Source organism: Cryobacterium sp. TMT2-10 (assembly GCF_004403075.1).
Lineage (GTDB): Bacteria > Actinomycetota > Actinomycetes > Actinomycetales > Microbacteriaceae > Cryobacterium > Cryobacterium shii.
In genome coordinates this window covers 1-11009 of record NZ_SOGW01000025.1, presented here as the reverse complement: position 1 = coordinate 11009, position 11009 = coordinate 1, and the positions used below count along the sequence as shown (strand labels likewise).

The 11009-nt window shown below is 67.5% G+C and carries 9 protein-coding genes and 1 pseudogene; 5 read left to right on the top strand and 5 right to left on the bottom strand.

Annotated features, from left to right (window positions below; all coding sequences use genetic code 11):
* A partial coding sequence (locus E3T37_RS02340; RefSeq protein ID WP_134365245.1) for a glycosyltransferase family 2 protein occupies positions 1 to 840 on the bottom strand: 840 nt, incomplete at its 3' end.
* Entirely contained in the window at positions 840 to 2009 is a 1170-nt protein-coding gene (locus tag E3T37_RS02335; RefSeq protein ID WP_241994529.1) for a glycosyltransferase family 2 protein, read from the bottom strand. The genes E3T37_RS02335 and E3T37_RS02340, both read right to left, overlap by 1 nt.
* A gap of 58 nt (positions 2010 to 2067) precedes the next feature.
* Here E3T37_RS02335 and E3T37_RS02330 point away from each other — a divergent pair, with 58 nt between their 5' ends.
* Genes E3T37_RS02330 through E3T37_RS02320 form a run of 3 tightly spaced genes read left to right on the top strand, consistent with a single transcriptional unit; the run spans position 2068 to position 5197 of the window.
* Entirely contained in the window at positions 2068 to 2943 is an 876-nt protein-coding gene (locus E3T37_RS02330; protein ID WP_134365243.1) for a glycosyltransferase family 2 protein, read from the top strand.
* On the top strand, positions 2940 to 4097 hold the full coding sequence (locus E3T37_RS02325; RefSeq protein ID WP_134365242.1) for a hypothetical protein: 1158 nt from the start codon (positions 2940 to 2942) through the stop codon (positions 4095 to 4097). Before E3T37_RS02330 ends, E3T37_RS02325 begins: the two co-directional genes overlap by 4 nt.
* Entirely contained in the window at positions 4094 to 5197 is a 1104-nt protein-coding gene (locus E3T37_RS02320; protein WP_134365241.1) for a glycosyltransferase family 1 protein, read from the top strand. The genes E3T37_RS02325 and E3T37_RS02320 overlap by 4 nt, the downstream gene beginning before the upstream one ends.
* On the opposite strand, the gene E3T37_RS02315 is transcribed toward E3T37_RS02320, so the two are convergent.
* From E3T37_RS02315 to E3T37_RS02305, 3 genes are all read right to left on the bottom strand, one after another.
* A complete protein-coding gene (locus E3T37_RS02315) occupies positions 5173 to 6336 on the bottom strand; it encodes a glycosyltransferase family 4 protein (RefSeq protein ID WP_166806062.1) in 1164 nt (387 codons plus the stop codon). The genes E3T37_RS02320 and E3T37_RS02315 overlap by 25 nt on opposite strands.
* Positions 6329 to 7936: a DUF2142 domain-containing protein gene (locus tag E3T37_RS02310; protein WP_134365239.1), complete on the bottom strand. Its 1608-nt coding sequence runs from the start codon at positions 7934 to 7936 to the stop codon at positions 6329 to 6331. The genes E3T37_RS02315 and E3T37_RS02310 overlap by 8 nt, the downstream gene beginning before the upstream one ends.
* An 84-nt stretch (positions 7937 to 8020) precedes the next feature.
* Positions 8021 to 8725: a UDP-N-acetylglucosamine acyltransferase gene (locus E3T37_RS02305; protein ID WP_134365238.1), complete on the bottom strand. Its 705-nt coding sequence runs from the start codon at positions 8723 to 8725 to the stop codon at positions 8021 to 8023.
* A gap of 111 nt (positions 8726 to 8836) precedes the next feature.
* Between E3T37_RS02305 and E3T37_RS02300 the strand changes: the two genes are divergently transcribed.
* A complete protein-coding gene (locus E3T37_RS02300; protein WP_134365237.1) occupies positions 8837 to 9937 on the top strand; it encodes a DegT/DnrJ/EryC1/StrS aminotransferase family protein in 1101 nt (366 codons plus the stop codon).
* Positions 9937 to 10266, top strand: a pseudogene (locus E3T37_RS17775) (Gfo/Idh/MocA family protein); the annotation flags it as partial. The gene E3T37_RS02300 and the pseudogene E3T37_RS17775, both read left to right, overlap by 1 nt.
* Positions 10267 to 11009: the final 743 nt, after the last annotated feature.

Sequence of the window (11009 nt, the reverse complement as noted above, 5' to 3'; positions counted from 1 at the left end):
CAGCGCGGCCCGCTCCTGCAGGGCCTGGGCGCGGGCCAGCAGGCGGGCGTTGCGGGCCGTGCGCGGCGCCCGCAGCCGGCCCAGCTTGCCGGCGGCGTCGAGGCTGGAGGCGCCGATCTGGTTGTCCGCGTGCTGACGGTAGTCCAGCAAAGGGATTTCGAGCAGGTCGACCTCCCCGGTCGCGGCGGCCACGATCGCGAGCCACTCGTCGTGCACCCAGGCGGCCGGGAACGGGCGCGCCTGCTGCACGAGGCCGCGGCGCAGCATCGCCGTGGCGCCGGTGACGATGTTGCGGCACAGCAGCAGGTCGAGGGCGTGCCCCCGATGTTCTGCGGCCTGGTCGGCGGCGGACACCCCCAGGGTGGCGAGCAGGGTGCGGCCCGTCGGCCGGCCGGCCTCGTCGACGAGGCGGGCATCCGTGTGCAGCAGCTGCAGCGGCGGCCGGGACGCGAACTCGGCGGCCAGCAGGGCCAGCCGTTCCGGGGGCCACACGTCGTCCTGGTCGCTGAGGGCGATCAACTCGCCCGTGCACGCGGCGAGCGCCTGCTCGAAGTTCCAGGTGACGCCGAGCGGCGCCGGGTTGCGGATCATGCGCAGCGTCACGGCCTGCCCCGGATGCTCGCCCTGCCAGGCGGCGAAGACGCGCTCCACCTCGGCCGGGGTGTCGTCGGTGGAGCCGTCGTCGGACACGACGATCTCATCGGCGGGCGCGCTCTGGTCCAGGATGCTGCGCAGCTGTTCCTCGATGAATTCGGAGCCGTTGTAGGTGCAGAGCGCCACTGACACGCGGGGCACGGATGCCGCGGGCGCACGCGAGGCGGAACCGGTCGGGCGGGCCATCAGCGTCGCTTCAGACCGACCGAGAGCACCCCGAGGAACAGGCCGGCCATCACCGTCTGCGAGCCCAGCATCATCAGCAGGGCCGAGGGGATGGCCACCCGCACGGTGGCGCCGGTCTCCAGCGCGCCGTAACCGCCGGCCGCCCAGCTGACCAGCTGGGTCAGGGCGATGCCCAGGCCGATCAGGAAGAGCACGACGCCGAGGATGGCGCCGCTCTCGAGGCTGATGCGTTTCTCGAGTCGCTCGAAGTTGCGGCTGCGCGGGATACGAAACCCCTCGTGCTGGGCGTAGATCTTGGTCAGCAGGGCGAACAGGAAGGCCTGGTAGCCGACCACCGCCAGCGCGGCCAGGTAGATCTGGCTGGCATAGGTGAAGCCCACCTCCCCCACCACGACGGGTCCGAAGCCGAGCAGGATGGTGCCGAGGAAGCCGATCAGGAACGCGACGCTGCCGGGGATCAGGAACAGCCAGCGCGGGCTGAAGATGAGCAGGAAGCGCAGGTGGCGCCAGCCGTCACGCCAGCTGCGCAGGTGGGGCGGCCGGCTGCGGCCGTCTTTCTTGAGGGTGGTGGGCACTTCGCTCACCCGGGACCCGCCCAGGGTGGATTTGACGACCATCTCGCTGGCGAACTCCATCCCCGACGTCTGCAATTTCAGGGCGAGCATGGACTGGCGGTTGAAGCCGCGCAGCCCGCAGTGGAAGTCCTTGATCGGCGAGCGGAACAGGGAGCGCCCGATCCAGGACAGCACCGGGTTGCCGAGGTACTTGTGCAGCGGCGGCATGGCACCGGCTGCGATGCCCCCGCGGAAGCGGTTGCCCATGACCAGTTCGTCGCCCGCGCGGAGCCGCTCGACGAAGCCGTCGAGCTCGCTGAAGTCGTAGCTGTCGTCGGCGTCGCCCATGATCACGTACGTGCCACGGGCGGCCTCGATTCCGCCGATCAGGGCGCTGCCGTAGCCCTTCTCCGCGACGTCCACGACCCGGGCCCCGTGGGCCTCGGAAATCTGCTGCGACCCGTCGGTGCTGCCGTTGTCGGCGATCAGGACCTCGCCGGCGATGCCGCTCCGCCGCAGGTACCCCTGGGCCTTGTCAATGCAGACCGCGAGCGTTTCTGCCTCGTTGAGGCACGGCATCAGGATCGAGAGTTCAATTGTTTCGGTGATTGTCATGCTCGGTGCGAGTCCTGTCATTGTTGGTCTGGCCCCCTCATCGTACAGAATGTGCTGTGTGGACTTAGGACTGGTGGTGTCGACGCTCGGCCGTGTCGAGAGCCTGAAGCGACTCTTTGATTCCCTGTCCGGGCAGCTTTCAGCGGGTGACGCCCTCGTCGTGGTCGCCCAGCGCAACCTGCCCGCGGTGGAGGCACTCGCATCCGCCTACCGCTCGGACAGCATGCGGATCACCGTCACGACGTCGCCGCCCGGGGCGGCCCGCGGCCGGAACGCGGGCGTCGCCGCTCTGCCGGCGGGCCGCGACCTGCTGCTCAATTTTCCCAATGACACCACCTGGTACCCACCCGGCACGCTGCAACGGATGCGGCTCCTCCCCGAGGACTTCCGAGCGGGCGCCCTCACCGTGGTCGACGAGAACGGGCCCAAGTTCGTGCTGCCCGAGCCCGGTGCGACCCTGACCCGGTGGACGGTGTGGAGCGTGATCGAGATGGGCATCCTGATCCGGCGCACCGTGTTCGACCGGCTCGGCGGCTTCGACCCGGAGATCGGCACAGGAGCCCCGACACCCTGGCAGGCCGGGGAGGCCACGGACCTGCTCCTGAAGCTGATCCGCACCGGGCAGCACTCCGGGTTCGCGTGGCAGCCGGCCGCGCTCACCGTGGGCGGGGTCAGCGACCCGAGCGGGCTCAGCAGCGCGGAACGACGGCACAAGCTGCGCGGCTACGGCCGGGGGCTGGGTCGCCTCGTCACCCGCTGGCGGTATCCGCTCTGGTGGCGGTTCGCGTTCCTCGGCGGCGGCCTGTTCTTCGGACTGCGCAATCGCGGGACGAACGCCCTCATCGACGGCTGGTGGGTGTTCCTCGGCCGGCTCGAGGGAATGCTCGGTCACACCCTCGGCGCCGCCGGCACGCTCACCGCGGTGACCCGGTGACGGCCGACCTGCCCTCGCCGCTCCGACTGCGGCGGGCCACCCTGAGCCTGATCACCCTGCTCGGCGGCGTATCCCTGGCCGTCATCCCCGCGGCGACGGTCGCGATCTCGTCCCGGCTGTTCAGCCGGCCGGAGCAGGGCGTGATTGCCGTGGCGGTAATGGTGGCCACCTTCGCCGGCCAGCTGACCTTCGCGGTCGTGCTCGAGTCCCGGCTCAGTTCGGCGGCCACCGAACGCCGGGTGGTGTTCCCGCTCTGGTTGGCCGGTCTGGCATTGGTCGCCGCCTCGGTGATCGCGCTTAACGCGACGAACCCGGTCGTGCTCTGCCTCGGCCTGCCGCTGCTGATCGCCGCCCTGGAAGTCGGGCGGGGCGTCTCGGTCGCCGAGCGTCTGGACCTGCGGGAGATCTGGGCATCCGTCGCGGTGGGGCTCGGCGCCCTCGGCGGCGTGGCAGCCGCGTTCACCGGCCAGGACTGGGCGCTGATCCCCCTGGTGGCCGGCATCGCGCTGGCGACGCTGGTGCGCTGCCTGCCGGTGACCCATCGGGCCAGCCGTCCGGAGCCGGACGTGATGGGCTGGGTGGTGGCCGACACGGCGATCACCGGCGTGATCTACCCGCTCCTGAACGCCATGATCCTGACGCTGATCGGGCCCGGCGACGCGGTGCTGTTCACCGCGATCGCGACGGTGTCCGGCCTGCTCGCGATCCCCCTGAACTTCATGCGGCTGCGCCTGCTCAAGGAGCACTCCCGCCTCGACATCGTCGTGTCCGCCGGCGCGGTGCTCGCAGCGGTCGTGGTGCTGGTGGCGCTGGAGCGCACCGGGGTGCTCGGCTTTATCTTCGGCGGCGTCTGGACCAGCTCTGCCGCCATCCTGTCGCTCGTGCTCGCGTGCGGTTGGCGGGCCGCGTCACTCGCCACGACCATTCCGTTCGCCGCGCTGCGCCGGATGGGCGAGGTGCGACTACTCACCGGGCTGCGCGCAGCCGTCTCCGTGATGGCGTTCGCCCTCGCCGGGATCGGCCTGGCGCTGCACAGCCTGTCCGCCGTGTTCCTGGGTCTCCTCATCGCCGAGCTGGCGTCGGCCGTGCTCTACGAGCTCGCACGGCGCCGACGGGTGCGCGCCGCCGCACTGGTCGTGGCGGCCGCAGTATGAGCCGCGTCCTCGTTGACCTGCTCTTCTTCACCGGCCGCAAGGGCGGCATGGAGTCGTACGTGCGGGAGGTGTACAGCCGGATCGAGCCCGGTGCCGACGGGATCGAATTCGTCGGCCTCGCGTCGAGCGAGTTGGCGGTCGCGGGTGCCCCCTGGTTTCCGGGCGAGATCGTCGACTCGGGCATCAGCGGCGAGAACCGGATCGCCTGGGCCCGCGGCGAGCTCTTCTCCGTCGGCCGCGCGGCCCGGCGGCAGCGCGCCGATCTGGTGCACTGTCCGGCCAACCTCGGTCCGGCCTGGTCGCGGGTGCCCGTGGTGCTGACCGTGCACGACCTGCTGCCGTTCCGGCATCCGGAATACGTGCCCGGCGCGTACTCGCGCATTCTCCGCACCATGATCCGGGTGGCGGCGCACGGCGCACGCCGCGTTCTCACCGTCAGCGTCGCCTCGGCGGATGACATCGTCCGCTACCTCCGGGTGCCGCCCGCCCGCATCGACGTGGTGCCGCTCGCGGGCCAGGACGCGGACGCGGATTCCGGCACGGCAGCGGCGCCACTCCCCCGGCTGCCGCGCCGGTTGCTGGCCGTGGGCAACCGCATGCCGCACAAAAACTTCCCCCTGCTGCTGGAGGCCCTCGCCCTGGTGCCCGCCGAATCGCGGCCGCACCTCGTCGTCACCGGCAGCCACGGCGACGACCCCCTGGCCCCCGTCGTGGCCCGGCTCGGCCTGGCCCCCTGGGTGACACTGCGGGGCTGGCTGAGCGCGGAGGAACTCGACCGGCTCTACGCCGAGTCGAGCCTGATCGTGTTCCCGACCCTGTTCGAGGGCTTCGGCCTGCCGGTGCTGGAGGCCATGTCCCGGGGCTGTCCGGTGGTCTGCTCCGACATCCCGGTGCTGCACGAAGTCGCCGGCGACGCGGCCGTCTACGTGGCGCCACAGGACGCCCCGGCCCTCGCCGCGACGCTGTCCGGCCTGCTCGACGACCCGGCCGAGCTGGCCCGCATGTCAGAACGAGGCCGGGACCGGGCCCGCACCTTTTCGTGGGGCCGGACCGCCCGGGACACCGTGGCGTCGCTTCAGCGGGTTCTCGCCGAGCGGTAGCGCGCCAGGATTTCGTCGACCGAGGCGCCCAGACCGTGGCTGACCCGCTCGCGCTGGAACCAGTCGAGGGTGGAGCGGCGCAGCGGCTCTCCGGCCTCGACCGCCCGCACGATGGCCGCGCCGAGTTCGACGGGGGCCACGGATGCGGCGACGTATCCGTTCACGCCGTCGACGACCAGTTCGGCGGCCGCGTTGTCGGGGCCGGCCACCACCACGCTGGGCGTGCCGAACGTGGCCGCCTCCACCACGACCAGGCCGAAGCCTTCGCGTCGGGATGGGTTGACCAGCACCCGGGCACCCTGCACGAGGCTTCTGAGGTCTTCGTCGCTGACCCGGCCTCGCACGTCGACCGCGGAGTCGAGGCCGAGTGCGCCGACCCGCGCGACCACCCGGGACGTTTCGGGTCCCGTGCCCACGATGACCGCGCGCAGGGCCGGAATCCGGCTGCGAGCCTCCCGCAGGGCCGGCACCAGGTCGATCAGACGTTTGTCGGCGATGTGGCGGCCCACGAAGAGCAGGTACGGGTCGGCCGGTCGTTCGGTCGTGGCCCCGGGCTCGTCGCCGACGAGATCGACCAGGCCCAGAGTGACCGGCTGCGCGCGCCGCCGGTAGCGGCGCAGGCGGGCTCCGGTGAACTCGCTGTTGACGGTGTGCAGGTCACCGAGACGGATGCCCACCGACTGCAGCAGGAAGGCGATCGCTCCGGACATCGCGCCGGCGTACTGCCGCCATTTGGGCCACGGCCAGACCTCGAGCCAGTCGGCGACCACGAACGCGTGCGTGCCGAGGAGGGCCAGCCGCACCGCGAACAGGTTCAGCACCGGCAGCGTGCTCACGACGACGACGTCGTGGCATCCGCGCCGGCGGAGGAAGTGGCGGAACAGCGCCCAGGCGAAGGCGATGGCGCTCCTGGAGGTGCGGGTGCCGCCAGCGTCGTAGATGTCGCCCTGCCACACCGGGACGACGGAGAAGGGCGCTGCCGGCGGCGCTGCCGCGCTCCACTGCCGGCGGGTCACGTAGTCGACCGAGCATCCGCGTTCGACGAAGAGCTCCGCCAGGCGACGGTACACGCGTTCGCCGCCGCCGGTGTTGACAGGGAACAGACAGTCGAAGGCGACCGCGACCCGCGGCTCAGGCACGGATGGAATCGGCCGCGGGAACCGGGGACACTTCGGCTGAAGCCTCAGCTTCGTCCTCATCCCGGGCGGACCGAAGGGCAAGCCGACCCGACCAGAGCATGAAGACGATGGAGACGAGGCCGTAGAGGGCCACCAGAGTCATCGCGCCCAGCGGGGGTTCCCAGGCCGGATTTTCCCACATCGTACTGACGGACTCGTCCGTGCCGACGACGTAGCGCCGCAGCACCAGGAAGAATGCCGCCAGGCCGTAGCAGGCCATGAGCGTGAGCCCGATCCACGTCAGGCGTGTGGACAGGAACGCGAGACGCAGCCCCGAGCGTCCGGACAGGAGCCACGCGGCCACGAGCGTTACGCCCACGTAGAGGAACAGGCCGTAGCGGCCTTGCCAGATGATGCCGGTCTGGTGCGCGCTGTAGCCCTGCACCAGAGCGGGGACCAGCAGCGCGGCACCCGTAACGACTCCCATGGTCACGACGCTGCGCCGGTCCAGTCCCGCGAAGGCCAGCGCCACCAGGATGACCAGGGACGCCACGAACGGCCAGTAGGCGGAAACAGAGATAGGCGTGTCAAGCCAGCTGAAGTACCCGATGGCCTGCTGGAAATAGTCCGGCGTCATACGGATCACATAGGCGAAGCCCTGCACGAAGGACGCTCCGACCTGGGGCGCATCCGCGGCCTCCGCCTGGCCGGACAGGCTGCCGCCACCGAGGGTCCAGAGAATCGAGAAGAGCCCACCGGCCGCCACCAACACCAGCCCGACATACGAGGAGCCCGCGGTGAAGAGCGTTTTCACCGACCGCCAGCCCGCCGCTGCGAAGCACAGGCCCACCACGACGACCAGCCAGAGCGGACCCGTTGCCCGGGCCGTGGCGAGGACGATCGAGGCCACCGTGACGATCAGCCAGAGGTAGCGGCGGGGCAAACACGAGACCACTCCAGCATCCCGCCCGTCGAAGTGCTGAAGCAGCCGCAGCAGGGAGATCCAGAGTGCCCCGGCCGCCGCGACCTCGATACCGTTGGGGTTCACGGAGCCGAAGAGATAAACGACCATGGGCGCTGCGAGGAACGCCAGTCCGAACGGCATCCACCGGGAACGCCGGACGGACATCGCGGTCTGGAAGGCCCAGGCCACAAACACCGAGCACAAAAGGCCGCTGACGATGCGCATGGCGTAGATCCCGGCGGAACCGTCGAGCAGAAGGCTCGGCCAGCCGACGAGGTAGTAGTAGATCGGGTTGTACGCGCTCACCCAGGTGTTGAACCAGGCGTTGCCGCCCTTGTCGCCCAGTTCGAATCCGCAATCAGCGGTCACCTCGGTATGGGACAGGTAACAGACGATCCGTTGACTGTAGGAGTAATCCGCCGGCAGGTTGACGACGGAATGCTTGACACCTGCCACGGCGTGACCGGTCAGGTCGCCCCGCACCTGCGCGATGGCCTTTGCCGCATGGGCGTTCTCGTCGGGGACGGAGAAAATCGGGCTCGCAAGGGACCACAGGGTGGCGAGCATCGCAATCAGGACGAAAGCGATCCAGAAGGTGGATCGGGGACTCCCTCGGGAAGGAACAGTGGGGACCATGAACGTCAATGCTTTCGACAAGTGCTCTATTCTCCCGACATCCACCACTGCTCAGGAGCCTGACTACTCGCGCGGGCCACCCAGATGGTCGCGAGCCCGAAGCGCCTAAGCACCCGTGGCGCTCCTCTGCCGCCACGACTCCACGGCAGCTCCGACGCCCGGTAGTCCGGCCAGGGATTGCAGGCTCTTTTCGTACGGTCGGTCATACATCGCGACGGCGACAGCGATCGTGCCCTCGGGAATACCGGCACGTTCCATTCCGACAGCATTGGCGCCGTGCACTCGGGCAGGGTTTCCGTACGCTTTTGAGAAAGGCGGCAGGCTGCGCGTGACCACGGACCCCATGCCAACCATTGTTCTCTCGCCGACGTAGCAGCGCTGGTGCACACTGGATCCGAGTCCAAGGTTCGCGCCTGCGCCAATGCGCACATGGCCGGCAAGAAGCACACTCGATGCCAGCGTAACGCCGTCCTCGATCACGCAGTCATGAGCGATATAGCTTTGATTCATCACGAAAACGTTGTTGCCGACCCGAGTTGTTTCACGCCAGCCCTGATGGATTTGCACGTACTCGCGAATGACGTTTCCATTCCCGATCAGGATCCCGTTACCCGTGTCCAGTCGCGCCGCATCCATGGGATGTTCCCAGCTCCCGACCTCGGGCGGCGCGCCAATGACCGTTCCTGTCCCGATCCAGTTGCCGTCGCCGATGGTCACCGGCCCAATGATCACCACGAGCGGCCCGATCATATTGCCCTCACCGAGGGAAACCTCCCCGATCAGCTGCGCGGAAGAATGTATGGAGTTCATGTTTCCCTTTACTCGCTGGGCGTGCACTTTTGAGGCGCAGTTAGACGGTCCGGTACTGTGGAAAGAACGCGACGTCAAGGTCGATTATCAAAATCTAACTTACGAGGCATCATGATTCCGATTACCACTGTCCAGTTCGGCCCAGAAGAAGAAGAGCTGGTTCTCGAGGTCCTGCGCTCCGGTGCCGTTGCTCAAGGCCCCAAGGTTGCGCAACTCGAAAGCCGTTTTGCTGAATTGTTCGGGATCCCTCACGCTGTTGCGGTTAATAATGGCACGACCGCTCTAGTGGCAGCTCTCCAGGTACTCGATCTCAAGCCCGGCGACGAAGTCATTACGACTCCCTTCACGTTTGCGGCAACCCTTAACGCCATCCTCGAAGCCGGCGCAACGGCGACCTTCGCCGATATTCGAGCGGACGACTTCAATATTGACCCCGCGTCACTTGCCGAACGCGTGACAAGCAAGACCAAGGTGCTTCTACCCGTACATCTTTACGGCCAAATGGCGGACATGGACCCGATCCAGACACTCGCCTCAGAAAAGGGACTGCGCATCCTCGAGGATGCGGCCCAATCGCACGGAGCAAGCTACAACGGCAGATACGCGGGAAGCTACGGCCTCGGAACATTCTCGCTATACGCCACAAAGAACATCACGACCGGCGAAGGTGGCCTGATAACCACCAACGATGATGTTCTCGCGGACAAGCTGAGGGTGCTTCGCAACCAAGGGATGCGGTCGCGGTACGTCTATGAGATGGCAGGGCACAACTACCGCCTCACGGATCTTCAGGCCGCATTGGGCATCCCGCAACTCGAGCGCTACGAGGATACTGTGAGCACGCGACGGCGCAACGCGGACAGGCTGATCGAAGGCCTGGCCGATGTGCCCGGCGTTGTTGTGCCCCGACAGTTGGAAGGCCGAGGGCACGTCTGGCACCAGTTCACGATCCGAGTGACGCCGGAGGCACGGGTGAGCCGGGACGAGTTCGTTGCGAGGCTGGCCGAACTCGGCATTGGGAGCGGCGTGTACTATCCAAAACTCGTTTTTGACTACGATGCTTATCGCAACCACCCGCGTGTGGTCATTTCGGACGTGCCCGTCGCGGAACAAATCGTCACGGAAGTCGTCTCGCTCCCGGTCAACACGTCATTGACCGATACCGACCTGAGTGAGATCATCGCCGCTGTTCGCACCGTTGCGGGTGCCTAATGGTTCCTCGCACCAGGGTCGCCCTCGTCGGCGCCGGCAGCATGGGCAGCAACCACGCTCGAGTCATCGCGCAATCTGAGCGCGCGGAGCTCGCCTACTTGGTGGATCCAAACGAAGCTGTGGGCGCCGCCTTGGCGGCGCGCTACGGCGCGGTCTGGCTTCCTGAGTTACCTGACCTCACTGACGTTCAAGCCGTGGTCATTGCGGCCGCCACCGAGGCGCACTACCCCCTTGCGATGCAGGTACTGGCTGAGAATGTTCCGCTTCTCGTTGAAAAGCCCGTTGCCGACAGCCTGCTGAGGACCCGAGAGATCCTGGATGAGGCCAGCCTGCGCGACCTCCCGTTCATGTGCGGACTACTGGAGCGGTTCAACCCAGCCGTTGTCACGGCTCGCACTCTGATCGGCGCCCCGATCCACATCACTTCCACGCGGCATTCCCCGTACGCAGCCAGAATACAGACCGGCGTCGCTTGGGACCTTCTCGTTCACGATGTCGACCTGGCAATTCTCCTTATGGACTCGGAACCGGTTCATGTCGACGCACGTCTGGGCTTCTTCCACGCGAGTTCGGCTCCTGCCGCTGAGGACGTCGCGGAGACACTTCTGGAATTCGCAGAAGGTGGGATCGCGCAAATCTCCGCGAGTCGCCTCGGTCAACGCAAGATCCGGCAGCTCTCGATCTATGAGAACGACAGGTTGATTGAACTTGACTTGCTCCGCCGCGATATCACTGTCTACCACCACGTCTCCGAGAACTCCGCTGACGGTGAAGGCCGGGGATACAAACAGCAGACAGTGATCGAGATTCCCGAACTGGCGACGAGCAAGGAACCGCTCACCGCACAATTTGAATATTTTCTCCAGCTCGTTGACGGGGAAGCGGACGCCGCGACTGAACGGAACACTATTCTGCCCTCGCACCGCGTGATCGATGAAGTCATTGCCAGAAGGCCGCACACAAAAGACGACCGCTAGGAGCGTGTGTCAGTAACGCCTATTCGAAGTTGATGCGACGAGATCCGGGCCGATTTGGCCGCAGCGGGCGGGGCGTTGCTGTGGCGGTCGTCGTG